Here is a 25268-nt window from a genome sequence, read left to right on the forward strand (position 1 = left end):
TGGAACGCCCGTGCGAATTTTTGAACGAGCGTTCTTTTGTGAAAGCCCCCGCCGCCATGAGCCTGATACAGCCCCTGCCCCCCGGCCCGCTAGACATCGTGGGAGACATCCACGGTGAGTTGCATGCCCTGCAGGCCTTGCTGCGCCACCTTGGCTATGACGAAACCGGACGCCATCCGCAAGCACGCACCCTGGTCTTTGTGGGTGACTTTGTAGACCGTGGCCCCGACAGCCCGGGTGTGGTGGATTTGGTACAGCGCCTGGTGGAGGGCGGCTACGCCTGCGCCATTGCGGGCAACCACGAAATCAACCTGCTGCGCCACGACCCCAAAGACGGTGCAGGCTGGTTTTTTGAAGAGCGCATTGCCAGCGACACCGCCAAATACAGCCAATTTGCCCGCGCCACCAACATGCTGCAGCGGGCACGCATTGAAACCTTCCTCAACAGTCTGCCCCTGGGGCTGGAGCGCCACGACCTGCGCGTAATCCATGCTGCCTGGCATGCACCTGACATTGCCAAGGCCCGCCAGATGCCCCTGGGCACAGCCCGCGCGCAATACGACCACTGGGAAGCCAAGGCTGCACAAGTAGCCCGCGAGCAGCGTATTGCCGAGCACATGGCCGAAGAAAACGCCATCTGGCCGCACAGTCTGGAAGATGGCGAACGCTGCCCGCCCTTTCTGCAAGCCCATTGCAACAACGAGCTCAACAAAGCCCTGATCAACCCGCTCAAAGTGCTGACCTGTGGGCTGGAGCGCCAAACGCCTGAGCCGTTTTTTGCCGGCAACAAATGGCGCTTCGTAGAGCGCGTGGCGTGGTGGAACAGCTATACCGAAGACACGCCCGTGGTCGTGGGGCATTACTGGCGCTCAACGCTGCCGGCCCAGACCACACACGAAGGCCTCTTTCGCAATGTGGGCCCCTTTGCCTGGCATGGCGGGCGCGGCAATGTCTTTTGCGTGGACTACTCGGTCGGTGCCCGTGCACAGGCACGCACCTTCAACCGCCCCCATGCCCACATGAAACTGGCAGCGCTGCGCTGGCCTGAGCGCACACTGGTATTTGATGACGGCAGCACCCACGCCACCAACGCGTTCATGCAGTCTGCACAGGCCCAGCCGGCATAAAAAAAGCCACCTCACGGCAATGAGGTGGCTATCAATTTACAAGCGTTCTCGGGTATCCCCACCCGATGTGCCAACTATAGCAAACAATCAAAAGTTTCAGTAATTACTGAAATTAGAAAAACAAACATTTACAAGCGATAAAAAACCCGCCAAAGCAGCGGGTTGTGAATGGTGAAGACTGCCCAGCAGCTAGCAAGCTGGTGGTAATTGCCCTCAAGCGTGTTTCAGCCGGAATACGCTGACCATTTGCGAAAGATCACCCGTTTGCTGCTGCATGGATTGCGCAGCCGCTGTGGACTCTTCCACCAATGCCGCGTTTTGCTGGGTCACCATATCCATCTCGGCCACTGCGCGGTTGATCTGCTCAATGCCCGAAGTTTGCTCATGGCTGGCGGCCGTAATTTCGCCCATGATGTCGGTCACACGTTTGACGCTGTGCACGATCTCATCCATCGTCTGGCCTGCCTGACTGACCTGCAGGCTGCCTTCTTCTACCTTGTTCACCGATGTATTGATCAAGGCCTTGATCTCTTTGGCTGCATCGGCGCTGCGCTGGGCCAGCGTACGCACTTCACCGGCAACCACCGCAAAACCACGCCCTTGCTCGCCCGCACGGGCCGCTTCAACTGCTGCGTTCAATGCCAGGATATTGGTCTGAAAGGCAATGCCGTCAATGACGCCGATTATGTCGGCAATTTTCTTGGACGAATCCGTGATGGCGCTCATGGTCTGAACCACCTGCGAGACCACCTGCCCGCCACGAACGGCCACATCCGAAGCAGACAGTGCCAGCTGATTGGCCTGGCTGGCGTTGTCGGCGTTTTGCTTGACGGTGGATGTCAGCTCCTCCATCGATGCTGCCGTCTGCTGCAGCGAGCTGGCCTGCTCTTCCGTGCGCGAAGATAAATCGTGGTTGCCCGAAGCAATCTGGCTCGATGCCGTGGCAATACTGTCCGTGCCTTGCCGAACCTGCCCCACCAAGCGGCCCAGGCTGGCATTCATGTCGTGCAGTGCCTGCATCAGCTGGCCGGTTTCATCCGTGCCATGCACTGCAATATCAGCGCTCAAATCACCATCTGCAACACGGCGAGCCACAGTGACTGCGCTTCTCAGCGGCACCGTAATGCCCACCGTCAGGCGCCAGGCACACAGCACGCCGATCGCCAGTGCCAGCGCGGCCAAAATTACAAAGAAGGTCTGGCTGGTTCGCTCAATCTGCGCCACTTGCGCAGCCTTGGCATCCAGGCTGGTGCGCTGCAGGTTCAGCAAATCTGCCACCAGCTTCATGTAGCCCTGAGCAGCAGGCACATACGCACTCATCAGCAGTGCTTCGGCTTCGCTGGCCATGCCCTCAGCCTTGAGCTGGCCGACCTTGTCGCGGCTGGCGAGGTACACCTTGCGGATGTCCTGAATCTTGTTCATGATGTCGCGCTCGGCAGGGTGCGAAATCAAAGGTTCAATTTTGGCCAGCAACTCACCGGTGCCCTTGGAGGTTGCCGCTGCATCACTGGCAAAAAAGGGCACCAAGCTGGCGTCACTGCTTTTGGCAATCGCTGTCGTGCGCGCTACAGCCACGCTGATGTTGTTGTTCCAGTCGCTGATGAGCCTCTCCTTGGCCAACGGCACCTGCATCATTTCTTGCGTCGCTTGCCCCACTGCACGCAGCTGCCACATGCCAATGGCCGTAATCACCACTGCAAACCCAAGCACCACGGCAAAGCCAAGGCCCAACCGTGTGCCAATATTCAAATTTGACAATTTCATTGTCTCAATCCATGTAAAAAAAGCTCGCGCACCCAGAGTGTGCGCAATGCCATCACATGGAGCGGACCGGGAGAGCGGGAATATAGAACCCAAGGTTGCAGCTGCCGTGAAACAGGTAACCAAAAGTAGGGCGAATTATCTGCGGATCCCGTCTTTTTTTTCTGCCGCACCCGATTACGCAGGTTTAAGCCCTGACGGCTGGCTGGCTATTTTTAGCCACCGCGCGCTGCCCGTTAGTCGGCGGTACGCGCGAGCACCACAGTCAGCAAGACGCAGGCATCCTCCAGCGCCATCAGGCTGTGTGGCTCCCCTCCACACAGATACAGAAGCTGCCCGGCACTTAATATTTGCGTTGCTGCCGGCATTTCAAACGCGACACTGCCTTGCAGGCATTGCACCGTAATTTCGCCGGCCACAGCGTGTGTCGGCATGGAACGCCCTGCAGGCAGCACCAAGCGCATCACTTCTAATTGCGCCGTCTTGAATAAGGCAATGGACTGGGTATCTAGCGCATCTCTGCCCAAAACTTGCAGATTGACGACCTCTCCCGACAGCAGGTGGTGGATGGCCATAGTGCGTCCTTGCTCCAATGCGAATGTAGTCACATGCTGATCACGCCATGAAAATTCATGGGTCAGGTGCTGTTTTAACGGCAACCTGCCAAAGACACAAGCTGCGAAACCCAAGCCCCGCGCTCCATACGCAGCGTGCAGAAAAGCTGGGCACTGGGAGGTGCTCAGACCGTATGCCTGCATCAAGCCATGGTGCTGTCGTGCTGCCCCTATGAACGCTGGATCGATTCATTCATAAAGCCTTGCTTGTGCCCCATCTAATTGGCAGCGGCACAATTGCTGTTTGCCACGCATGGTCCCAAGCCCTGTATTGACCGATCTGCCATTGATTCAAAAGAGTTAGAACAAAGAATGCAAATTGCCACCTGGAACATCAACTCCCTGAACGTGCGCCTGCCCCAGTTGCTGGAGTGGTTGCAGGCCCACCCCGTTGACGCCATTGGGCTGCAGGAGCTCAAGCTCACCGACGACAAATTTCCGTTCATGCAATTGCAGGACGCGGGCTACCAGGCCGTCTGCCATGGTCAGAAAACGTACAACGGCGTAGCCATCCTCAGCCGTCACCCCATGCGCGACGTTGTTCGCAACATTCCCGGTCTGGACGATGAGCAGGCCCGGGTGATTGCCGCAACGCTGGATACCCCACAGGGACAGGTGCGCCTGATCAACTGTTATTTTGTCAACGGTCAGGCCCCCGACTCTGACAAGTTCACCTACAAGCTGCGCTGGCTGACCGCGCTGGAGGCATTTGTCAAGGCCGAAATGGCGCAGCACCCCAAGCTGGTGCTGGTCGGTGATTTCAATGTCGCCCCGGAAGACAGAGACTCTTTTGACCCCGAAGGTCTGCGCGGCACGATCCACCACACGCCCGAAGAACGGGAGCACTTTCAGCGCCTGCTGCAGCTTGGCTTGACCGATGCTTTCCGCATGTTTGAGCAACCCGAGAAAAGCTTCTCGTGGTGGGACTACCGCATGCTGGGCTTCCAGAAAAACCGGGGTCTGCGCATTGACCATATTCTGGTCAGCGATGCACTCAAGGCCACAACCACAGGCTGCGTGGTGGACCGTGCCCCCCGCAAAAACAAGCAACCCAGCGACCACGCACCCGTGGTTGTCACCTTGGGCTAAGTTTTCTTGTCAAGCCGCTGTCACAGCGGCTTTTTTTCGTGCGCCTGCATCACATCGCGCTGCTCATTCATCGGTTCTTTGCTGTGCCCAGTTTTCATCCTCTTCGCAATACGGCCTTGCGCCAGCCCGGTTTTCTCCCCTTTCTGACAGCCCGCATGCTCGGTGTTTTTGCCCAGCAGATGCAGGCGGTGGTCGTGGCTTGGCAGGTCTACGAAATCACGCGTGCCCCCATCTCTTTGGCCTATGTAGGTCTGGCGCAGTTTCTGCCCATGCTGCTGCTGCTGATTCCTGCCGGTGATCTGGCTGACCGCGTCAGCCGCAAACGCATATTGGCCATCAGCTGGAGCGTCGCCGCCCTGTGTGCAGCACTGCTGCTGTGGCTCAGTACGCTGGGTGAACATGGCGTCAGCGGTATTTACGCTGTGCTGGTGCTTTTTGGCTGCAGCCGTGCATTTACCGGCCCTGCCATGCAAAGCCTGCTGCCGCAAATCGTGCCACGTGAACACCTGGCCCAGGCTCTGGCCACCAACAGCATGCTGATGCGCACTGCAGCCATTGCAGCCCCTGTGCTGGGCGGCGTACTGTTTGGCCTGGGCGGGGGAGAGCTGACCTACGCCGTATGCGCGGTTGCACTGAGCCTAGCCGCCTTGCTGCTGTGGCGTGTACCCGTGCGGTATGCCGCGCCGCGCCAGGCACTGGAAGGCACGATGTGGCAACGGGCAGCCGATGGTTTTCGCTTTATCAGCAGCCGCCCCATTGTGCTGGGGACCATCTCGCTGGATCTGTTTGCCGTGCTGCTGGGTGGCGTGGTGGCCTTGCTGCCGGTGTACGCCAAAGAGGTACTGCACACCGGGCCAGAAGGTCTGGGGCTGCTGCGCTCTGCCATGGCAGGCGGCGAAGTCGCCATGGGCCTGTGGCTGAGCGCACGGCCCATTCAGCGCCACGTTGGCAAGGTCATGTTCGCGGCGGTCACGGTGTTTGGGCTGGCCAATCTGGTGTTTGCGCTGTCACACTGGTTCTGGCTGTCGATATCCATGCTGGCGCTGGCCGGTGCTGCAGACATGGTGAGCGTGTACATCCGTTCCGCTCTGGTTCAATTTTCCACGCCGGACAGCATGCGCGGGCGCGTGAATGCGGTGAACATGCTCTTCATCAGCTCGAGCAATGAGCTGGGAGAATTTCGCGCTGGAGCCATGGCTGCAGCCATGGGGGCCGTGCCTGCTGCCATTGCTGGCAGCCTATGCACGCTGGGTGTGGTTGCCACCTGGATGCGGGTGTTCAAACCCCTGCGCGATGTGGACAGACTGGAAGATGCGAGTGCGCCTTCACTTTCCAAAAAAGTATAAAAAATATTCATGAAAACTGACGTTTGCCTTCATAGTCGAGCGCTTGGCATTTTTTGAAATGCTTTTTTCTGCCTGCATAGTGCCCGCTTACCTGTACCTGCCGTGATTCGTATTGCTTTCCTGATACCCCTGTGCGCAAGTTTGCTGGCCTGCAGCGATTTCCAAGAACGCCTGGAGGGCTACCCCAAAAATGACACGGTCATCAATCTGGACACGGCCACCTCCAACGAAATTGCAGATGCCTTAAGCCAGCTCTCGCGCATTGCCGTGGTGGGAGATGACTGGGAATTTTTTGATGCCAACGACATGTGCACCGTGCATGTCATTGACAAAAGTGCCGGGCAGAGCATTGCTCTGAATTTAAACGGCGCAAAGTTTGCACTGCACCGTGACGTGGACAAACTCAAGTACTACGCAATCATGAAACATGGCGAACAACCGGTGCTCGATGCCCATCAAGCACCGCTGCGCCTGTTTGAGACCGACACCTACCACGATGTTTTTTTTGCCGAAGGCTATCTGCAGGCACTGGCAAAAAAATGCCAGAAAAGCATCATGCAAGGCACGGCATCTACCCGCCATTGACGCCATAAAAAAAAGCCCGCAGCTCCATCGCTGCGGGCTTTTTCATTGAAGGCCAGCCAGCAGCGCGTTACAGCGCATCCTTGCGCAGCTGCTCAGGGCTTTTGGCTGACAGCCAGCCCGGGGCCACATCAAACACGGTCTTGGCGCCTGTCATTCCCCACTGGTGCATGCGGTGCACGGCACGGGCATAGGCAACCAGAACGCTGGAGGTGAACTCTGGGTTGCTCTCGAGCTGCAGGCGGTACTCAATCACCTGCTTGTTCTGCGCAGACGTGTTGCCACTGCGAATCACAAAACCGCCATGGGGCATGGCACTGTGGTTGTCCTTGAGTTCCTGCTGCGTGATGAAGTTGACCGTGGTGTCGTACTCATCAAAGTAATGGGGCATTTGCACAATGGTCTTGTGCACCGCTTGCGCATCGGCACCTTCGGCCAGCACCACGTAGCAATGGCGCTCGTGCTTTTGGCGCGTAGTCAACGCGGGGCGCACGCCGCTGCGCACGGCATCCACCGCCGCTTCAACAGGGATGGTGTATTGCACGCCACCAGCCACGCCAGGGATGCGGCGAATGGCATCAGAATGGCCTTGGCTCAAGCCCTTGCCCCAGAAGGTGTAAGTGGCGCCATCGGGCAACAGAGCTTCACCCATTACGCGATTGATAGAGAACATGCCGGGGTCCCAGCCGGCAGAAATCAAGGCGGTGGTCTTGCCCGCTTGAGCTGCAGCATCGACGGCCGCAAAGTGCTCTGGTATACGGGCATGGGTGTCAAAGCTGTCCACCATGCAGAACTTGGCTGCCAGCTCGGGGGACTGCACAGGCAAATCGTCCTTAGAGCCACCGCACAGCACCAGTACATCCACGCGGTCTGCATGCTGGTGCAGATCGGCTACGGAGAACACGGGTGTGCCCGCAAACAAAGGCTGGAGCTGGCCCGGATCGCGGCGGGTGTAGATACCAGCCACAACCATGTCCGGATTTTTGGCCACAGCGTTTTCCACGCCACGACCCAAATTGCCATAACCCACCACACCAATGCGGATGGGGTTAGCTGCAGTTTTTTCCATTGACAGATTTCCTTTCAGATCACCAATTCAGACCACCAACCTTGGTGGCAGGCCACTGACCTGCCACCGCTTTATTCATTGCGCACTGGCCACCGTTTTGGCAGAGCGGCGCATTTGCACCCCGCCTTCCAGCGCCAGCAGGCCCACACCAGCGCCAATCAGGGCATACATGAGCTCTTGCCCCGGCTGTATGCGCTCGCCCATCAGCAAGGCAGCTACCACCAGCAGCATGGGCTCCACATAAGAGAGCAACCCAAACAGCCCCAGTGGCAGCAAGCGGCTGGCGGCCATGTACAAAGCCAGCGCCACGGCACTCACCATGCCCAGCAGCGGCACCAGCCCGTGCAGTGCATCGGTGCCCAGCACAGCCTGCCAGCCAGCTAAACCGGCGGGCGCATCCACCAGTGCAAACCACAGACACACAGGCAGCAGCAAAGCCACATCCAGCCAATGGCCTGCCAACGTATTGGTTTTGAGCACACGGCGCAGCACAAAATAAGCGGGGTAACCAATCACCACCACCCAGGTGGACCACGCCAGCCCGCCCGCACGCCACAGCTCCCAGACCATGCCGCAGGCGGCCAGTGCCGTGGCAGCGGTTTGCCACACGCTCAGCCGCTCTTTAAACACCACACGCCCAGCAACCACCATGGCCAGCGGCAGCAAAAAATAGCCCAGTGACACCGGCAAAGCATGCCCATGCAAAGGCGCCCACATAAACAGCCACAGCTGCACCCCTGCCAGTGCCGACGACAGCAGCAGCAGCAAGGCAAACGACCAGCGCTGCGCCACACGCTGGCACAAAGCCCACACCGCAGCACCCTGACCGCTGTACAGCAGCCAGGCCGTTGTAAAGGGAATGGTCATCAGCATTCGCCAGCCGAAGATTTGCTCCCCCGTGAGCGGCTGCAACAGCGGCGCCAGGTAGTAAATGCCACCAAAAATGCACGAAGCCACCACTGAAGCCACTACGCCCTGAAACATCCCCAACCCAACTTTCTTGCTGATGTTGATGCACCCCGACAAGGTTGCACCAAAATGATGCAGCGCATGCACCAAGACCGTGATTCTCGGTGAATTTCAGCGCGGTGCGCGTGCATATTTGGACAGCACCCACCACGGCAGCAACCACCCCACTACACTTGCCCGCTTTGTGCCAGCCCCCTTTTTTTCATGACCGACACCCCCGAGCGCCCCTGCTACACCCATCCGCTGGAAATTCTCTGGCAGGACGAAGACATGGTGGTTGTCTACAAACCTGCGGGCTGGCTGGTACACCGCACGCCACTGGCGCGCCATGAGACGCGCTTTGTGCTGCAAAGCCTGCGCGATCAGATTGGCCAGCACGTCTGGCCCGTGCACCGTCTGGATCAGGGCACCTGCGGCGTTTTAGTGTTTGCGCTGAGCAAAGAAGCCTGCCAGAAACTGGCGGCCTGCTTTGCCGATCACACGGCCCAAAAGCACTACCTGGCTTTGGCACGCGGCTGGCTGCCCGATGAAGTGGATGTGGACTACGCCCTCAAACCCGACGACGCCCCCGAAGATGCCCCGGCCCAGTCCGCCCAAACCACGCTGCGCTGCCTGGCGCACCTGGAATGGCCCGAGGCATATGACCCGCGCCATGCCAGCACACGCATTTCGCTGGTCGAGGCCTTGCCCAAAACGGGCCGTCGCCACCAGATACGCCGCCACCTCAAACACGAATCTCACCCCATCATTGGCGATGCCACACACGGCAAAGGCCCTCTGAACCGCTGGTGGGCCCAGCGCATTGGCCTGCACCGCCTGTGGCTGCACGCGCACGCGCTGTGCATACCGCACCCGCGCACGGGCGAAGTCATGCACTTTGGTGCCGACTGGCGCCAGCTGGCCCATGTGCCCGAAGTGCAGCAATGGCAACAACTGCTGCGCGTGAAGGGCTGGCAGGCCACAGCACGCGGTTTGCCCGAAACCTGCGGCATGCAGCTGCCCTTAACAACCCCATAAAAAGAGAGCTGCTAGCGCCCAATACAAAAGGACTTCAGATATAAAACTATCTGAAGTCCTTTATTGGTAAGCGCTAACAGCTCTCTTTTTCAAGACCTCACGCCTGCGCTGCAGGTGTCACGTCCATTGGCTGCGATGGCGCGCAGCCCTTACTTTCTGGGCTTGATCAGCTTGCCTTCTTCGTCAAACACCAGCAGCGGTGCAGGCACAAAGTCATACGTTGCCGCTGGATCGGCCTTGAGCTCACCTGTCAGCAAATCCAGCAAGCGCGCGTTGTCCATCTTGAAGCCGCACGCCTGTGCGTGGCCGCCGCCGCCAAAACTTTCGGCCAGTGGAATGCAGTTGAACTCAGAGCGCGAACGCAAGCCCACCTTGGTGCCCTTGGGGTTGGCATGCCACATGAACGCAAAGCTGCCGCTTTGCTTGGACAGCAAGTCCCCCACCTGGCTGTGGAACATGCCGGGGCAGTTGACCATCAGGCCCTGAAAACCGTTGAACGTCATCACCTGCGCGCTCTCGGCAATGTCGGCGCACAGCTTCTGGTATTTTTCATCCATCGCACCACCACGCGCCATGAAGGCGGCTTCTTGCTCTGGCGTGAAAGCGGCAATCTCGGCCCAGCGTTCAAAGCTGCGCTCCTCCATGTCCAGCGCAGCCAGGAAGGGGGCACTTTCGGCAAACTCCCACTTCCAGATGTCACGGTCTTCGATGTACTTGATCAGGCCTGGCACGGGCTTTTCGGGGTGAAAAAACTCCCAGCCCAGCCGTGCACCCGACTTGTTCATGTCAAAGTGCACCACACCGCAGCGGCACTGGTAGCCCGTCAGTTTTTCTGCCGCACTCTTGTGGTGATCCAGCACCACCAGCTTGCTGACCTTGGCTTCGATCTGCGCCATCAGTTCGGGTTCAAACGCAAAGTCCACCACGTAGACCGCCCGGCCATCCAGATCACCGAGGTCTTCGGGGGTTTGAATTTCACCATGGTCCAGCCCGCGAAATTCAGCCTTATCCCCATAAAACAGCCAGGCAGCCAGCGCTGCGCCATAGCCATCAGGGCAGCGACGGCCGTGGTAGAGGATCAAGGGACGTACATCTTGCAGCGAAGGATGCACCAGCAGTTGCAGTGGGAGGATGGTGTTTTTCATGTTGCACGCATTGTCGCCGCGAGCCGCAGCCCGTGCACAGCGTCGGCTCTAGATGACACGCTTTTGCGGCGGATAAAAGCTACGCCACACCCGCCGGGCAGGCACGATCAGGCCTTGACATGTACTGGCAGGAGCAAACATATGAATGACTGGTGGCAACAGGTAGCGGCAACCGCCGTGGCAGAGTTCTCCGACATCCCCGACCCCGCGCAAGCAACGCGCATCGTCATGCGCCTGAGTCTTGCAGCCTTGCTCGGTGGCTTGCTGGGCTGGGAGCGCGAGGCCACCGGCAAAGCTGCCGGCGTGCGCACGCACATGCTGGTGTGCATGGGCTCGGCCATGTTTGTAATGATTGCCCTGCAAACCGGTGCACAGGCCAATGAGGCCAGCCGCGTCATGCAGGGCGTGATTGCCGGTGTGGGCTTTTTAGGGGCAGGCACCATCCTCAAAGACAGCACGCACGATGGCAGTACCACCCAGGTACGCGGGCTCACCACCGCTGCAGGCATCTGGCTGACGGCAGCCATTGGTGTGGCGGCGGGCATGGGTGAAGAAGCCACAGCCTTGCTCAGCGCCTTGCTGGCCTATGGAATTTTGCGGCTGGCACCACTGATTACCGAACGCAACAAGGGCGACCGTTAATGCCAGCACCCTACTGCAGCGCAGTCGATAGATGTAAGTTTGGAATGTTTCGATCTCCCCGGCGCATGCCTTTTTCTACTTTAAAAACAGCAACAAAACATTAACTATCAACCACTTAAGCGACTGCAACTTTTCAAAGCTCGCAAAAAATAACCCCCTCTTCACATTCCGTGCCAGCAGACAGCCTTTAGGCCACGGCCCATAATGGATTCACTACTGTTTCAGTGGCAGGCTCGTTGTACGGTGCCTGCTGCCAAGTCTGATGAATAACGTCAACGACATCACCCCCTATTTGGGACAACTGCTCAAGTTCCGGCATGACATGCACGCCAATCCTGAGCTGCGCTATGAAGAGCACCGCACCGCCGACAAAGTGGCTGCCTACCTGCAAGCGCTGGGCCTGAGCGTGCACCGCGGGCTGGGTAAAACTGGCGTAGTTGCCAGCATTTATGGCCAGGGCCGCTCCAAAGACAATCCTGGCCGCGCCATAGGTATCCGTGCCGACATGGATGCGCTGCCCGTCGCCGAAAGCACCGGTGCAGCCTACGCCAGCTGCGTGCCCGGCAAGATGCACGCCTGCGGCCACGATGGCCACACCACCATGCTGCTCGGGGCCGCCACGCTGATGGCCCAGAACCCTGCGTTTGACGGCACGGTGCACCTGATTTTTCAACCTGCAGAAGAAGGCGGTGCAGGCGCCAAGGCCATGATGGATGACGGCCTGTTCAAACTGTTCCCATGCGATGCCGTGTTTGCATTGCACAACTGGCCATCCATGCCCCAAGGCCAGATGGCCGTGCGCGTGGGCCCCATCATGGCATCCACCATGCGTTTTGAAATTCGCGTCAGAGGCAAGGGCGGCCACGCCGCCATGCCGCACAAAACGCTGGATCCAATCCCCGTGGCCTGCGCCATCGTCAATCAGCTGCAAACTCTGGTTTCGCGCGGGGTCGATCCACTGGACTGCGCCGTGCTGACCATTGGCAAGATTGAAGCGGGTACGGTGGAAAACATCATCCCCGATGAAGCCGCCATTTACGGCACAGTGCGCACGCTGAAAAAGTCGACCCAGGAATACATGACCGAGGGTTTGAAGCGCATCTCCAGCCATGTCGCAGCCGCCCACCTGTGTGAGGCCACCTACATCCACAAACCCGGCTACCCCAACACGACCAACACCGCTGACGAAGCCCGCTTCATGGGCGAAGTGATGGCCGAGATGGTGGGCAAGGACAATGCCTTCCCCGACATTGACCCCGCCATGACTGCCGAAGACTTTGGCTTCATGCTGGAAGAAGTACCGGGCGCATATGGATGGATTGGCAATGGTCGCAATGGTCAGCCAGGTGTTGGCTTGCACAACCCCGGCTACGACTTTAACGACGACAATATCGAACTGGGTTCGCGCTTCTGGGACAGACTGGCACGCCGCTGGTTTGAACAACCGCGCTGAGCCAGCGCCAGACAAAAACAAACCGCGCGCATGCGCGGTTTTTTATTGGGAACCGACACCATGCAAACCACCCGCCCCTACGCTCTCAACCGCCGCAATTTGTTACTGGCCGGTGCGGGCCTTGCCAGCGCCACGCTCCCCAGCATGGGCAGCGCCAGCCCTGCATGGCCCAGCAAGCCTGTTCGCCTGATCGTGCCCTACCCTGCTGGTGGCGTGAACGATGTGGTGGCACGCATGTTTGGTGATGCCCTGACCCCTGTTTTGGGGCAGCCTGTGGTGGTTGAAAACAAGCCCGGCGCAGGCGGCACCCTGGGCATGGCTGAGCTGGCCAAGTCCAATGACCAGCACAGTTTTGCCTTCGCCGCCATCAGCCCGCTGACGCTGAACCCGTATTTGATGAAGGTGGCCTATGACCCCCTCAATGACATTCAAGCCGTGGCCAGCGTGATGTACGCCCCGGTGTATGTCATGGCGACCACGGCGTTCAAGGGCAAAAACATGGCCGACGTACTGGCGCAAGCCAAGACCAGCAAGGGTGTGAGCGTGGCCACCTCAGGCTACGGCACCTTGGCACACATCATGGTGGAGCAGTTGATTCGGGCCACAGGCGGCCATTTTGTGCATGTGCCCTACAAGGGCGGCAGCCAGCTCATCACCGATGCGGCAGGCGCGCAATTTGATTTGCTGCTTGCCAATCCCTATGCCCCTATCAATGCCTTGATTGAACAAGGCAAATTGCGCGTGCTGGCCACCACAGGGCCGCAGCGCATGGCCAGCTTCAAGCACATACCCACGCTGGGAGAGCTGGGTTTTAACAAAGCCAACCAGACCTCACTGTTTGGCTTTTACGCCCCCAAAAACACCGACATGGCGGTCGTGCAGCGCTTTAACACCGAGGTCAATCGAATTTTGCTGGGCAAGGACATGCACCAGCGCCTTGGCAAGCTGGACAACATTCCCACTGCCTCAACGCCCGAAGCTTTTGGCACCGTCATCCGCAAGGACTACGCCCTCAATGGCATGGTGATTGAGCAAGCGGGCATCAAAGCTCAGTGAGCAGCGCGTCGGACAGCTTGTCTGTGTCCTGCAGCCACTGCTCGGCAGGTATGGGCCTGCTGAACAAATAGCCCTGGCACAAAATGGAGGGCTCCCAGGCTTGCAGTACATGGGTCTGGGCCAGCTCCTCCACCCCCTCTGCCACCACGCGCAGACTCTGGCTTTTGGCCACCATTAAACAGGCCTGCACCAGCGCGCCGCTGGCCGCATCGGGCTGCATGTCGCGAATGAACGACTGGTCCATCTTGATCTCCTGGATAGGCAGCCGCATCAAGTAAGACAGCGACGAATACCCGGTGCCAAAATCATCAATGGCAAACTGCACGCCCAAGGCGCGCAATGCCACCATTTTCCGGATGATGGCCTCTATATCCGTCAAAAGCAGACTTTCCGTGAACTCCAGTGTCAAGCGGGTGGCATCCACTCCCGTTCTCTGAAGCAGCGCCGTGAGCTTGGAGACAAAATCCGGCTCCTGAAACTGCAGCGCGCTCACGTTCGCAGACAGCGTATAGCCGCCCGCCTTCACACGGGGGTGAGTGAGCAGCAGACACACCTGCTCCAGTACCCAGTCGCCCAGGGGAATGATGAGCCCAGACTCTTCGGCAATAGGAATGAATTCTGCGGGCGAGATCAGCCCCTCTTGTGGATGTTGCCAGCGCACCAGCGCCTCCATGCCTGCCACCTTCCCGAACATGTCCACCTGGTGCTGCACAAAGAGACGCAAATGCCCATGTTCCAAGGCCTCGTGCAAGCCCTTTTCTACCTGCAGATGGCGGTGCGCAGTCTCTGCCAATGCCTCTGAGTAGGCATGGATTTTCCCCGCACCCTGATTTTTGGCCTGACTCAGCGCCACGCTGCAGCGGCGCATGATGTGCTCGGTCGCATCGACCTTCAACCCCGGCTCTACGAACGGGAACACCGTAAAACCGATCCCGCAGCTGATGGGTACGCGCTCGACACCCTCGTGATGAATATCCAGAAAGTCCAGCGCCAAAAGCAAGTCTGAGGCCAGCGCATAGGCCTGCAGGCGCGACTCCTGCCTGCTGCTGCCGGCGTTCTCGATCACCACCGCAAACTGGTCGGCGGTGGTGCGTGCCACAAAAGCGGTTTCGGGCACCAAGGTGCGCAACCGCAGCGCAAGGGCTTGCAGCAGTGCATCCGACCACGCCGAGCCACGGGCATCATTGAATTTCTTGAATCGGTCTAAATCGACCACCAGCATGGCATGCCATATGGACGGGGATATGCTGTTGGCCCGCCTGCCAACACGTGACTGCAGCAACAGTTTTTCCAGAAGCCTTGCCAGGGCATAGCGGTTAGGCAATTGCGTCAGGCCATCAAAATTTTGCAGAAATGCAATGTATTCCTCAGCCTGCAGGCGGTCGGTAACGTCTTGCTTGATCTCTACAAAGCTGCTGAGCTGGCCATCTTCATACACAGGAGAAATGCTGACACTTTCGGTGACGGTGCTGCCATCCTTGCGCTGGTTATGCAATGTGCCACGCCACACACCACCGCTGTGCACGGTCTCACGCATGCTGCGGTGCTCATCAGCGCTCAGGCCGTTGACAGACACCTCCAGTGAAGGCCTGCCGATGACCTCCTCACTGCTGTACCCATACTGGGTGGCAAACGATTTATTGGCGTAGCGCACACGTCCATCCAGCCCCACGATCAGCACACTGTCCGGGCTCTGGTCCACCGCCTGATACAGCAGCGCTACCTGGCGTTTGTGCTGGCTGAGTTCTTCCAGAGATTTTTGCTGTTTGTGCAATTGCCGCTCATAGCGACGCCGCTCTATATAGATGACCCACAGAAAAAACCCGATGGTGTAGCTCATCCCCAGAAACTGGAGCCATTTTAATTTTTCATGCAGCACCAGCGCGACGACCAGTCCGATGGCCGCCAGCGACATCCCCAGCGCCGCCCGCGTTCCCAGAACCCAGCCGCAAAACACGACCATGACCACAAGGTTCAGGAAAAGGGTGGTCTGCTCGGCCTTCGAATTCCATGACAAAGCCGCGACCACCGCAATCATTGCCCACGCCAGCCACCATGCGGCACTGCGCCACGATCGCAGCCAGCCCAATCCCCACGCAATCCAGGCAATGGGGGCCGTAGCCATTGCGATATACCAGTGCAGCTCTCTGGTCTCCAAGCTTGCAGCAACGCCCCAGCCCAAAGCCCAATACAAAATACTGCCGCCAAAAACAGCGTAGCGCGCTTCAGCTTCTGGTACGCCGCGCGAAGGAGCAAAAAATGAGGAGGGCATGGTGTGTGAAAAAGTCGTGCTAAAGCATTCACCCCGCCCCGCCACCTCTGTGTAGGTGGATTGCGCGTTATTTGCGCAGCTTGCGGCCTGTTTTACGTGTCAGGGCCAATGCATCTTTTTTGGCCTGGCGCTCGGCATCAGCAATCACGGCCACGGCGGCCCACTGCTCAAACTCCTGGGGCGTCTCCAGCGTGATACGTCCCAGAATGTGTGTGCGGTAGTCGGTAATCACAATTTCAGCCGCTTTTTGCGTGTTGACGCGTCCACCGCTCATCACACAGCCGCGCTTGCGCCCGATGACTTCCAGCAGCTCGTCATCGTGCATGGCCTGTATTTTCTCAGCGCCCAGACCCAGCTTGAAACGGTCTTCCAGGTTTTGGGGATAACGCCTTTGCAAAATAAGCAGCAACTCCAGTGCCACCAGCTCTTCGTCGTAGGCATTGCGCCCCACAGAACCAGAAGCTGCCAGATTAAAACCACTTTGTTCAATGGAAATGCGGGGCCACAGCATGCCCGGCGTGTCCCAGAGATAAAAGTCGTGATCCAGAACAATGCGCTGCTCGTCCTTGGTCACGCCCGCCTCATCGGCAGCTTTGGCCTGTTTCTTGCCACTCATGGTGTTGATCAGCGTTGATTTACCCACGTTGGGCACGCCACAGATCAGCACTCGCATGGGCTTGGCCATCCCCCCGCGGTTGGGTGCCAGCTGGCGGCATGTGTCCACCAGGCGGCGCGCGGGTGCCACCTCTTCTGCATCCATGGCAATGGCCAGGGTATCGGGCTGGGCGTTGTACCAATCCAGCCATGCCTGCGTCTGTACGGGGTCTGCCACATCCTGCTTGTTGAGCAATTTCATACGCGGTTTGTGGCCCGTCAGCTCCTGCAGCAGCGGGTTAAAGCTGGAACCCGGAATGCGCGCATCCAGCACCTCAATGACCACGTCAATGTCTTTGACGCGCTCTTCGATGAGCTTGCGCGTGAGATGCATGTGACCGGGAAACCATTGGATTGCCATGAGTTTGCTTTCTTGTTTTGCAGTAGGTGTGTGGGGCAGCAAGGATAATCGCAAGCTGTTATCTCGTCACAACGGTCCGCCCATGTCCTCGCAACACTCCAAACCTTCCCGCTCTCCTTTGAACAATGACATGCTGGTGCGTGGCGTGATCTTGGTGCTGATTGGCCTTGTCCTGATCATTGCCCCGCACTTCATGTCCAGCAGCTCTGTGCGCGAGCTGTTCGTGCACGCGCAAATACCGGCATGGTTTGCCTTGGTGCTGGGTGCTGCATTCATGGGGCAATACGCATTGCGCCGCCACAAGCAAAAATAACACCCCTCAAAAACTCGAAAAAAAGCGGCTTTGCCGCATTGATCAGCAGGCGTTTCAAGCTATCAATGCTTGCTTGTTCTGTAGCTTAAAAACGGCCACTTGCTCGGCCAAATGCCCCGCCTGTGCATGCAAGCTGGCTGCCGACTGGCTGCTGGCCTGCACCAGGCGTGCGTTGTCCTGGGTCATACCGTCCAGCGCCACCATGGTCTGATGCAGTTGCGCCATGCCCTGGCTTTGTTCCTGGGCCTTGTGGGTAATGCTGCCCACCAAGCTGCTGACATCCTGCACATCCTGCACGATGCGGTGCATGCGCTGGCCTGCATCTTGTGCCAGTCCTGCCCCCGATTCCATTTGCTCCAGTGAGCTGGTAATCAAAGTCTTGATCTGGCGCGCCGCCTCGGCGCTGCGCAGCGCCAAAGCCCGCACCTCGGCCGCCACCACGGCAAAACCGCGTCCTTGCTCACCAGCGCGCGCAGCTTCTACGGCAGCGTTGAGCGCCAAAATATTGGTCTGAAAGGCAATGCCATCGATCACTCCCGTGATGGCGGCAATCTCCGTGCTTTGGGCCCGCAAACTGTCCATGCTGCTCACCACCATCTGCACCACCGCCCCCCCGTCACTGGCTGACTGCACCGCCGATGCTGACAACTGATGGGCTTTACCGGCATTGGCCACCGAATCGGCCAGTTGCTGGCTGATTTGCTCAATCCCCGTCACAGCCAGCTGCAACTGGGCATCGGTGTACTGGGTACGCTGGGCAAGCTCTGAGTTGCCTTGCGCCAGATAGCTGGCGGTTTGCGTGACATGCCCCACACCGCTGCGCACCTGCGCCACAACCCCGTTCAACTGCGCGCACATCCGGTCAAAGGCGCGCAGCAAGCTGCCCATTTCGTCTTTACGGCTGTCTGCCGCCTGCTCCGTCAGGTCACCCTGCGCAATGGCCTGCGCCAGCTCCACCGCCTGCGCCAATGGCTGGGTGATAGAGCGCGTGATGGCGACAGAAATCCATACACCCACCACCAGCAACACGGCATACACCAGCAAAGCCCACAACTGGGCCTGCTGACGCACTTGGGCGGCAGTGGCCTGCGCGCCCTGTCGCATTTGCTGCAACTGCTGCAGCCATTCGGTCTGAGTCAGCAGGTAAGCCTGGGCAGCAGGCTGCATGCCCTCTTTCACCAGGCGTTCCGCCTCCCACGACATACCCAGATCACGGGCGCGAAACGTTTCTTCGTAACTTTTATCCAAAGCAGCCGCTTGTGCGTGCAGTTGCTCACCCAAAGCACCCGTCAGGTCCATGGACTGGGACAGCACCCGCGCCTGTGTCAGATAGCTCTTGGCTTTCGCGGCAAAGGCGCTGATCACGTCCTCTTCAGAAGAAAGCACGCTGGCCAGGGCTGTCTCCACCCCTTTTTCAGTGAGCGCCTGCCACTGCTGGGCGTGTGCAATGCCTTCATCTTGCACCTGCAAACTGGTGGCAGCGTTGTGCTCGACTTTTTGCAGATAGGCAATCAAAGCCCCTGCCACCAGCACGCCACACAGCAGCAACCCGCCAAACACTACGGCAATCTTGGTTGCTACAGGCCAGTTGCGCAGCAAGCCACGCTGGGCCGTAGGTTGCGATAACTCGCCTGCGTCCATGGCGTCAACCACAGACACAGAAACAAGAGAAGGGGCAGCAAGCGACATAGTGGCAAACATCTCCAGACAGATTGCTTGCCAATTTAGCGTTACAAAATGTCAACACTGTGACATTCCATCAAGGCGAACGCTTTTCAAAAAATACAGCACCTATCGCTTACCAAAGCTAGCTTTCAGGTAATTAACTATCTAAAAACAAGCTGTGGCAAGCGCTTAAAGCTCTTATTTTTTATAAACCTGGATGCAGCAGCCCAAAACTGCGGGGTCCATATAGCGCTGGCGCCATTCTTCAAACGTCCCCGTGTCTGCAGCTTCAATGTCTTTTTGCGCTTGCACCGAGGCGTGCGCCATGTGCTCAAAGTGCGCTTGCTGCTGCTCGGTCCAAGGCAGGCTCAGCACGCTCTCGCGCGCCCACATGGACTGCATCAGGCCAAACTGCTCAAAGCTGTTGCCATGCAGGCGGTGCATTTGCTCAAGCACCCGTGCCGAGGGCGTGTTATGCGGCTGAGCCACCAGCGCCTGGGCCTGGGCCAGAGCTTCGCTGTAGCTGCTTGTCTGGTGCGTCGCATCCAGCGCCGCAGCCAGCGGAGCGCACTGGGTCAGTACATCGCTGGCCCAGTCCACCAGCGACACCGATTGCGCGCCGCGCTGCAACTGCAGCCCCGGCTCGCGGCCACGCTCGGCCACCATGTGCTGGTTGTGCTTGAGCTGCTCAATTTCTTCGGGCGAATCGGGTGGGCTGTCGCTGAGCAAGCAGTGCAGCAAAAACACATCCAGCATGCGCATGGTGCTGGCATTGATGCCCACGGGCTCGAACGGATCCAGATCCATCAAGCGCACTTCCACATATTCCACACCTCGCTCACGCAGCGCGTGCAGTGGTCGCTCGCCCCGCTGCGTAGTGCGCTTGGGGCGAATGGTGCCGTAGAACTCGTTCTCTATCTGCAGCAAGCTGGTGCCCAGCTGGTTGTAGTCACCACCGGGGTTGCGAATGCCCAGTTGCTCGTAAGCTGGGTAAGGCTGCGTCAGCGCCTTGTGCAGAGAGTTGGCATAGCCTTCCAGGCCGTTGTAGCTGACGTTGATGGACGACTGCGCATCACTTTGGTAGCCCAGACGCCCCATGCGCAGCGACGTGGCATAAGGCAGATACAGCGCTTTTTTGGCATCGCCCAGCGGCTGCAACTGGTGGTCACGTCCTTCGACAAAGCAGGGACTGAGTGCAGGCGATGCGCCAAACAGGTACAGCAGCACAAAAGCGTTGCGGCGGAAATTGCGAATCAGCGCAAAGTACTCTTCGCTGCTCACGCCTGGCAGCGACCAGTTGTAGTGAATGCCCGAGATGGTCTGCATGCGACGGCCATACCGGTGACCCAGCCCCATGCGATACACGCTTTTGGAGCGGCCGGAATGCGACGAGCCATAACGGCCCAGCGGAATGGTTTCGTCAGTGGGCAAATAGCACGGCATGCTCGATGCCCACATCGTCTCGTCACCCACCAGCGCCATGCTGCGCAAGGTGTACTGGTGCACCTGCTGCAGCTCCTGCAGACACTCTTGCACGCCCTTGCGGGCACCGGTAATCAGCTCCAGCTGCGACTCGCTGTAATCGGTGGTGATGTGCGGGTGTGTCAGCGCCGAGCCCAAAGCAGCTGGGTGCGGGGTCAGCGCCAGATGACCCGAGGGCAATACGCGCAAACCTTCTTTTTCAATACCGCGGCGAATGCCGGCAAGGCGCTCGGCAGCGGGCAGGGCAAACGGTTTGTGCGTTGGATTCATTCTTGTCGGGTGTAACGGTCAAAAACGGGGTCGACCTTAGCATGCCACCCCTGCGAGCAAAGATGATAGAGACATGCCTGCGGCCTTGACGTTGTGTGGCGACATAACCATTTCAGGCCCGGGAAACCTGAGGAAGGTGATTGCGCACTGACTTTCTAACAGCTACACGCCGCTGCCTATCAGACAGTGACTGATCGCGCCGCCATCGCCTTGCCCACCTCAAGCTGGCCCTGCGCTGACCCGCTTTGGGGCACCTTTTCATTGGAGCGGTCCAGCACTGCACCCAGCTGCTCGGCCAGTTGTTCTGCCGCGTCAGCACCGGTGCCCACATACACGCCTTGCGTCAGTGTGATATGCGCCGCTTCAAACCCACCGGCACCCGCACACAAGATGGTACGGGTGGGCGCTGAAGCATGGGCCAGCACCAGCATGGCTGGCACCACTGCTGCAGGCTTGAGCGCTGCCAGCACGGCTTCAGGCATCAAGCCTTCGGTCATGCGCGTGGCCGCCGTGGGAGCCAGAGCGTTCACATGGATGTTGTGCTTGGCGCCTTCAATCGACAAGGTTTGCATCAGGCCCACCTGCGCCATCTTGGCCGCGCCGTAATTGCTTTGCCCAAAATTGCCATACAGGCCAGACGACGAGGTGGTCATCACAATACGGCCATAGTTTTGTGCCTGCATGTGAGGCCACACCGCTTTGCAGCAATTGGCAGCCCCCATGAGGTGCACTTCCACCACCAGGCGAAAGTCGTCCATCTCCATCTTGGCAAAACTCTTGTCGCGCAAGATGCCCGCGTTGTTCACCAAAATATCGATACGTCCCCATGCATCCATGGCCTGCTGCACCATGGCCTGCACCCCCGCAAAGTCGGTGACCGATGCACCGTTGGCGATGGCCTCGCCGCCCAGCGCCTTGATTTCGTTGACAACCGCTTGCGCCGCTGAAACGGACCCACCCAGCCCGTCCAGACTGCCCCCCAGATCATTGACCAGTACCTTGGCCCCGCGTTGCGCCAATGCCAGTGCGTGCTCACGCCCCAAGCCACCGCCTGCCCCCGTCACAATCGCAACCTGCCCCTCAAACGTCAATGCCTGCATGGATATCTCTCCTCTTCGCTGTGATTCATTACGTGATAGCCAGCCACTGTAAGCATGCTCGTTCATCCCCCATTTCACCCAAGTGACTCAACGACCAACGGCTTATCCACGGATAAACGGCACAAGCATGTGGACAAGCCAAGAAGGCTTGTCGACAACTGCGCTAAGCCCTTGTTTTACAAAAGCCTCCACCAACTGCCTGTTTTTTAATCACTCACCCAGGTCACACATGTACTTTCACCCGAAAATCCTGAACAATCCTGTGGATAACCAATCTCAAAGCACAACACAACACACTTAACTCATTGTTTTAAATCAAAATAAATCACACTGAGTAAAAAATAGACAGTGGATACCTTCCATAAAAAACGTCATTTATCCAAGTTGGTGCATCTTCTAAACCGCCAGTTGCCCCCAAATTGACTGAACAACTATGTGGATAAGCCCGGACAAAACCCGCCACCCCCGCACAAGTGCTTGATCTACAAAGCACACAAGTGCGCTGCTTATTTTTTAAGCACATTCACTTAACTGCCACAGGCAGCTTGCGCAGCGACAATTGGCGGTTGACCATTCAGCCATCCCACCCTCGGGATAACCCCATGAACCACCCTCTTACCCCTGAACTTTTTACCGCCAAGCTCGAACCCAGCGGACAGCAGTGCGATGCCTGGGCAGACCAGACCTTGCTGGACTCCATGGAAATGGGCGGCCTGAACTGGCCCAGCTCATGCCGCAATGGCACTTGCAGAACCTGCCTGGGAACACTCACAACCGGCAGCGTGCATTACAAAATAGAGTGGCCCGGGCTGACGGCGCAAGAAAAAGCCGAGGGCTGTGTACTGCCTTGCGTGGCCTACCCCAACGGGGATGTCTGCCTGCAAGACCCCGAGAACTAGAGCCCAGTCGCGCCCCTTGCATGCCAAGAGCGCTACAAAGCACTAAAATACCGACTTTCGACAGGACCGCGCACCATCCGGCGCCGGCCTACCAGCGGCGAAGACCGCGCGCAATGTTCTTTGGAAAGCATGCCCCCATAGGCATGCTGGGCGGGTGCCCACACAAAGGCGTGCTGCCGGCAACCCGACAGGTCATCCAAGGAACAAGACTCCATGAACTCACCACTCATCCCCGTGCAGATTTCGCCGGTGGAAGACATCGTTGCAGACATGCGCGCTGGTCGCATGGTCATTTTGGTTGATGAAGAGGACCGTGAAAACGAAGGCGATCTGGTCCTGGCCTCTGACCACGTCACACCTGAAGCCATCAATTTCATGGCCAAATTTGGCCGTGGCCTGATCTGCCTGACGCTGACCCGCGAACGCTGCGAATACCTGAAACTGCCTCCCATGGCCGCCCGCAATGGCACGGTGTACAGCACAGCGTTCACCGTTTCCATTGAGGCCGCTGAAGGCGTGACTACGGGCATTTCTGCCGCTGACCGCGCACGCACCGTGCAGGCCGCCGTGGCCCAGAACGCCCAGCCCACAGACCTGGTGCAGCCTGGCCATATTTTCCCGCTGCAAGCCGTAGACGGTGGCGTGCTGATGCGCGCCGGGCACACCGAAGCCGGCTGCGACCTGGCCGCCATGGCCGGCTGCTCCCCCTCCTCCGTGATCTGTGAAGTCATGAAGGACGATGGCACCATGGCCCGCCTGCCTGATCTGCAGCTGTTTGCTGCAGAGCACGGACTGAAGATCGGCACCATTGCTGATCTGATCCAGTACCGCAGCCGCACCGAGTCGCTGCTGCAAAAGGTCGGCACGCGTCAGATGCACACCAACTGGGGCGAGTTCACTGCCCACCTTTTCCAGGACAAGCCCAGTCAGTCTGTGCACATGGCCCTGGTCAAAGGCAGCTGGAGCCAGACCGATGAAGTGGCCGTGCGCGTGCATGAACCGCTGTCAGTGCTGGATGCGCTGGAAGTCAACCGATCCATGCACTCATGGGGTCTGGACACCAGCCTTCAATACCTGAATGCCCAAGGACAAGGCGTTGCCGTGCTGCTCAACTGTGGCGAAAGCGCCGGGCAATTGCTGGCGCAATTTGAAGGCAGCGCCCGCTCTGCCCAGGCACCCGAGCGTGGCCGCATGGACCTGCGCTCCTACGGCATTGGCGCACAGATTCTGCGTGAATGCGGTGTTCACAAAATGAAACTGCTGGGCCAGCCCCGCCGCATGCCCAGCATGGCCGGCTATGGACTGGAAATTACTGGCTACATCACCAAGGAATAACACACATGCTGCACGCTGAAAAAGGCGCAACACAACCACTCAACGGCCAGACACTGCGCATTGGCATTGTTCAGGCCCGCTGGAATGAAGGCATCACCAATGCCCTGGCCGATGCATGCCGCAAAGAGCTGCTGGCCACGGGCGTACAGCCCGATGCCATCCACCATGTCATGGTTGCCGGTGCACTGGAAGTGCCTGTGGCCCTACAAGCCATGGCAGAGCGCGGCGGCTACGATGCACTGATTGCACTGGGCTGCATCATTCGTGGGGAGACATACCACTTTGAACTGGTGGCCAACGAATCGGGCGCAGGCGTCACACGCCTGAGCCTGGACTACAAGCTGCCGATTGCCAACGCAATCATTACCACCGAAAACCTGGAGCAAGCCATTGCCCGCCAGACCGAAAAGGGTCTGGATGCCGCACGTGTGGCTGTGGAAATGGCCTGCTTGCTCCGCACACTGAAACAAGCATGAGCGACGAACACGCACCCACATCCGCTGACAACAGCCCCACGCCCCGCCAGCCTCGCAAGGGGCTGACCAGCACCGGCGTACGCAAGGCATCGTCCAAATCTGCACGCAGCCGCTCGCGCGAGTTTGCACTGCAAGCGCTTTACCAGCACCTGGTTGGCCGCAACAGCGCCACCTCGATCGACATGTTCACGCGTGATCTGGCAGGCTTTCACAAGAGCGATGCGGCGCACTACGATGCACTGCTGCATGGCTGCATTGAAATGGAAGCTGATCTGAACGCATTGATCGCACCCAAGCTCGATCGCAAGATCGAAGAGCTCTCGCCCATTGAGCATGCATGCCTGTGGATTGGCGCTTACGAGCTGATGCACTGCATGGACGTGCCATGGCGCGTTGTTCTCAACGAAGTGATTGAGCTGGCCAAAGAGTTTGGCGGCACTGACGGTCACAAATACGTCAACGGCATCATGAATGCACTGGCACCAGAGTTGCGTGCCGACGAGGTCAACGCAGACAAGGCTGGCAAAAAGGCCTAAGCCAGCCACACAATCAGGCAGCGCCCAACGGGCCG

The 25268-nt window shown here is 58.7% G+C and carries 23 protein-coding genes; 13 read left to right on the forward strand and 10 right to left on the reverse strand.

Annotated elements, in window-relative coordinates:
* Positions 1-56: 56 nt before the first annotated feature.
* A complete protein-coding gene (locus tag H9646_RS07835) occupies positions 57-1127 on the forward strand; it encodes a metallophosphoesterase (protein WP_191723250.1) in 1071 nt (356 codons plus the stop codon).
* A gap of 213 nt (positions 1128-1340) precedes the next feature.
* Here H9646_RS07835 and H9646_RS07840 read toward each other — a convergent pair whose 3' ends face one another.
* Positions 1341-2891 carry a methyl-accepting chemotaxis protein gene (locus H9646_RS07840; protein ID WP_191722813.1) on the reverse strand — a complete coding sequence of 517 codons (1551 nt, stop codon included), beginning with the start codon at positions 2889-2891 and terminating at the stop codon, positions 1341-1343.
* A 233-nt stretch (positions 2892-3124) separates the two neighbouring features.
* Complete coding sequence (locus tag H9646_RS07845; RefSeq protein ID WP_191722814.1) at positions 3125-3463, reverse strand: cupin domain-containing protein; 339 nt, start codon at positions 3461-3463, stop codon at positions 3125-3127.
* A gap of 351 nt (positions 3464-3814) precedes the next feature.
* On the opposite strand from H9646_RS07845, the gene xth reads away from it, so the two are divergent.
* The 3 genes from xth to H9646_RS07860 all read left to right on the forward strand — a co-directional run bounded on the left by xth (position 3815) and on the right by H9646_RS07860 (position 6522).
* Positions 3815-4591: an exodeoxyribonuclease III gene (gene xth / locus H9646_RS07850; RefSeq protein WP_191722815.1), complete on the forward strand. Its 777-nt coding sequence runs from the start codon at positions 3815-3817 to the stop codon at positions 4589-4591.
* A gap of 83 nt (positions 4592-4674) precedes the next feature.
* Positions 4675-5937 carry an MFS transporter gene (locus H9646_RS07855; RefSeq protein ID WP_318244911.1) on the forward strand — a complete coding sequence of 421 codons (1263 nt, stop codon included), beginning with the start codon at positions 4675-4677 and terminating at the stop codon, positions 5935-5937.
* A gap of 102 nt (positions 5938-6039) precedes the next feature.
* The gene (locus H9646_RS07860) at positions 6040-6522 is read left to right on the forward strand and encodes a hypothetical protein (protein ID WP_191722816.1); all 483 of its coding nucleotides are present in this window, start codon (positions 6040-6042) and stop codon (positions 6520-6522) included.
* Positions 6523-6589: 67 nt separating this feature from the next.
* Here the strand turns inward: H9646_RS07860 and H9646_RS07865 are convergent, their stop codons facing one another.
* Complete coding sequence (locus tag H9646_RS07865) at positions 6590-7588, reverse strand: diaminopimelate dehydrogenase (protein WP_191722817.1); 999 nt, start codon at positions 7586-7588, stop codon at positions 6590-6592.
* Between the two features lie 75 nt (positions 7589-7663).
* Complete coding sequence (gene rarD / locus H9646_RS07870; RefSeq protein ID WP_191722818.1) at positions 7664-8572, reverse strand: EamA family transporter RarD; 909 nt, start codon at positions 8570-8572, stop codon at positions 7664-7666.
* A gap of 189 nt (positions 8573-8761) precedes the next feature.
* On the opposite strand from rarD, the gene H9646_RS07875 reads away from it, so the two are divergent.
* Complete coding sequence (locus tag H9646_RS07875) at positions 8762-9574, forward strand: pseudouridine synthase (RefSeq protein ID WP_191722819.1); 813 nt, start codon at positions 8762-8764, stop codon at positions 9572-9574.
* 149 nt (positions 9575-9723) lie between these two features.
* Here H9646_RS07875 and H9646_RS07880 read toward each other — a convergent pair whose 3' ends face one another.
* Entirely contained in the window at positions 9724-10719 is a 996-nt protein-coding gene (locus H9646_RS07880; RefSeq protein WP_191722820.1) for a DHH family phosphoesterase, read from the reverse strand.
* A 141-nt stretch (positions 10720-10860) separates the two neighbouring features.
* Here H9646_RS07880 and H9646_RS07885 point away from each other — a divergent pair, with 141 nt between their 5' ends.
* The 3 genes from H9646_RS07885 (at position 10861) to H9646_RS07895 (ending at position 13870) form a co-directional block, all read left to right on the forward strand.
* A complete protein-coding gene (locus H9646_RS07885; RefSeq protein ID WP_191722821.1) occupies positions 10861-11361 on the forward strand; it encodes an MgtC/SapB family protein in 501 nt (166 codons plus the stop codon).
* A 262-nt stretch (positions 11362-11623) separates the two neighbouring features.
* Complete coding sequence (locus tag H9646_RS07890) at positions 11624-12814, forward strand: M20 aminoacylase family protein (protein WP_191722822.1); 1191 nt, start codon at positions 11624-11626, stop codon at positions 12812-12814.
* 60 nt (positions 12815-12874) lie between these two features.
* On the forward strand, positions 12875-13870 hold the full coding sequence (locus H9646_RS07895; protein WP_191722823.1) for a Bug family tripartite tricarboxylate transporter substrate binding protein: 996 nt from the start codon (positions 12875-12877) through the stop codon (positions 13868-13870).
* Here the strand turns inward: H9646_RS07895 and H9646_RS07900 are convergent.
* Both H9646_RS07900 and ylqF read right to left on the reverse strand, forming a co-directional pair.
* On the reverse strand, positions 13857-16142 hold the full coding sequence (locus tag H9646_RS07900) for a putative bifunctional diguanylate cyclase/phosphodiesterase (RefSeq protein ID WP_191722824.1): 2286 nt from the start codon (positions 16140-16142) through the stop codon (positions 13857-13859). The genes H9646_RS07895 and H9646_RS07900 overlap by 14 nt on opposite strands.
* Before the next feature lie 67 nt (positions 16143-16209).
* Positions 16210-17157 (reverse strand): ribosome biogenesis GTPase YlqF, encoded by a 948-nt coding sequence (gene ylqF / locus H9646_RS07905; RefSeq protein ID WP_191722825.1) that lies wholly within the window; start codon positions 17155-17157, stop codon positions 16210-16212.
* A gap of 82 nt (positions 17158-17239) precedes the next feature.
* Between ylqF and H9646_RS07910 the strand changes: the two genes are divergently transcribed.
* The gene (locus tag H9646_RS07910; RefSeq protein ID WP_191722826.1) at positions 17240-17470 is read left to right on the forward strand and encodes a hypothetical protein; all 231 of its coding nucleotides are present in this window, start codon (positions 17240-17242) and stop codon (positions 17468-17470) included.
* Positions 17471-17524: 54 nt separating this feature from the next.
* Here H9646_RS07910 and H9646_RS07915 read toward each other — a convergent pair whose 3' ends face one another.
* The 3 genes from H9646_RS07915 to H9646_RS07925 all read right to left on the reverse strand — a co-directional run bounded on the left by H9646_RS07915 (position 17525) and on the right by H9646_RS07925 (position 21987).
* Positions 17525-19129 carry a methyl-accepting chemotaxis protein gene (locus tag H9646_RS07915; RefSeq protein WP_191722827.1) on the reverse strand — a complete coding sequence of 535 codons (1605 nt, stop codon included), beginning with the start codon at positions 19127-19129 and terminating at the stop codon, positions 17525-17527.
* 204 nt (positions 19130-19333) lie between these two features.
* Positions 19334-20887: a glutamate--cysteine ligase gene (gene gshA, locus H9646_RS07920; protein ID WP_191722828.1), complete on the reverse strand. Its 1554-nt coding sequence runs from the start codon at positions 20885-20887 to the stop codon at positions 19334-19336.
* A 179-nt stretch (positions 20888-21066) separates the two neighbouring features.
* Positions 21067-21987, reverse strand: coding sequence for an SDR family NAD(P)-dependent oxidoreductase (locus H9646_RS07925; protein ID WP_191722829.1), 921 nt, complete (start codon positions 21985-21987; stop codon positions 21067-21069).
* A 602-nt stretch (positions 21988-22589) separates the two neighbouring features.
* Here H9646_RS07925 and H9646_RS07930 point away from each other — a divergent pair.
* The 4 genes from H9646_RS07930 to nusB all read left to right on the forward strand — a co-directional run bounded on the left by H9646_RS07930 (position 22590) and on the right by nusB (position 25233).
* Complete coding sequence (locus tag H9646_RS07930; RefSeq protein WP_191722830.1) at positions 22590-22886, forward strand: 2Fe-2S iron-sulfur cluster-binding protein; 297 nt, start codon at positions 22590-22592, stop codon at positions 22884-22886.
* 213 nt (positions 22887-23099) lie between these two features.
* Complete coding sequence (ribBA, locus tag H9646_RS07935) at positions 23100-24221, forward strand: bifunctional 3,4-dihydroxy-2-butanone-4-phosphate synthase/GTP cyclohydrolase II (RefSeq protein ID WP_191722831.1); 1122 nt, start codon at positions 23100-23102, stop codon at positions 24219-24221.
* Between the two features lie 5 nt (positions 24222-24226).
* Entirely contained in the window at positions 24227-24697 is a 471-nt protein-coding gene (ribH, locus tag H9646_RS07940) for a 6,7-dimethyl-8-ribityllumazine synthase (RefSeq protein ID WP_191722832.1), read from the forward strand.
* Entirely contained in the window at positions 24694-25233 is a 540-nt protein-coding gene (gene nusB, locus H9646_RS07945) for a transcription antitermination factor NusB (RefSeq protein WP_191722833.1), read from the forward strand. The genes ribH and nusB overlap by 4 nt, the downstream gene beginning before the upstream one ends.
* Positions 25234-25268: the final 35 nt, after the last annotated feature.

Source organism: Comamonas avium (assembly GCF_014836675.1).
GTDB classification, from domain to species: Bacteria; Pseudomonadota; Gammaproteobacteria; order Burkholderiales; family Burkholderiaceae_C; genus Comamonas; species Comamonas avium.

Bases quoted from the DNA above. Each gene is read 5' to 3' on its own strand.
- H9646_RS07880 (WP_191722820.1), bottom strand. From the start codon at position 10,719: ATGAAAAACACCATCCTCCCACTGCAACTGCTGGTGCATCCTTCGCTG.
- xth (WP_191722815.1), top strand. From the start codon at position 3,815: ATGCAAATTGCCACCTGGAACATCAACTCCCTGAACGTGCGCCTGCCC.
- H9646_RS07885 (WP_191722821.1), top strand. From the start codon at position 10,861: ATGAATGACTGGTGGCAACAGGTAGCGGCAACCGCCGTGGCAGAGTTC.
- H9646_RS07930 (WP_191722830.1), top strand. From the start codon at position 22,590: ATGAACCACCCTCTTACCCCTGAACTTTTTACCGCCAAGCTCGAACCC.
- H9646_RS07910 (WP_191722826.1), top strand. From the start codon at position 17,240: ATGTCCTCGCAACACTCCAAACCTTCCCGCTCTCCTTTGAACAATGAC.
- H9646_RS07865 (WP_191722817.1), bottom strand. From the start codon at position 7,588: ATGGAAAAAACTGCAGCTAACCCCATCCGCATTGGTGTGGTGGGTTAT.
- H9646_RS07890 (WP_191722822.1), top strand. From the start codon at position 11,624: ATGAATAACGTCAACGACATCACCCCCTATTTGGGACAACTGCTCAAG.
- ylqF (WP_191722825.1), bottom strand. From the start codon at position 17,157: ATGGCAATCCAATGGTTTCCCGGTCACATGCATCTCACGCGCAAGCTC.
- rarD (WP_191722818.1), bottom strand. From the start codon at position 8,572: ATGTTTCAGGGCGTAGTGGCTTCAGTGGTGGCTTCGTGCATTTTTGGT.
- H9646_RS07875 (WP_191722819.1), top strand. From the start codon at position 8,762: ATGACCGACACCCCCGAGCGCCCCTGCTACACCCATCCGCTGGAAATT.
- nusB (WP_191722833.1), top strand. From the start codon at position 24,694: ATGAGCGACGAACACGCACCCACATCCGCTGACAACAGCCCCACGCCC.
- H9646_RS07835 (WP_191723250.1), top strand. From the start codon at position 57: ATGAGCCTGATACAGCCCCTGCCCCCCGGCCCGCTAGACATCGTGGGA.
- ribBA (WP_191722831.1), top strand. From the start codon at position 23,100: ATGAACTCACCACTCATCCCCGTGCAGATTTCGCCGGTGGAAGACATC.
- H9646_RS07900 (WP_191722824.1), bottom strand. From the start codon at position 16,142: ATGCCCTCCTCATTTTTTGCTCCTTCGCGCGGCGTACCAGAAGCTGAA.
- gshA (WP_191722828.1), bottom strand. From the start codon at position 20,887: ATGAATCCAACGCACAAACCGTTTGCCCTGCCCGCTGCCGAGCGCCTT.
- ribH (WP_191722832.1), top strand. From the start codon at position 24,227: ATGCTGCACGCTGAAAAAGGCGCAACACAACCACTCAACGGCCAGACA.
- H9646_RS07925 (WP_191722829.1), bottom strand. From the start codon at position 21,987: ATGCAGGCATTGACGTTTGAGGGGCAGGTTGCGATTGTGACGGGGGCA.
- H9646_RS07895 (WP_191722823.1), top strand. From the start codon at position 12,875: ATGCAAACCACCCGCCCCTACGCTCTCAACCGCCGCAATTTGTTACTG.
- H9646_RS07840 (WP_191722813.1), bottom strand. From the start codon at position 2,891: ATGAAATTGTCAAATTTGAATATTGGCACACGGTTGGGCCTTGGCTTT.
- H9646_RS07845 (WP_191722814.1), bottom strand. From the start codon at position 3,463: ATGGCCATCCACCACCTGCTGTCGGGAGAGGTCGTCAATCTGCAAGTT.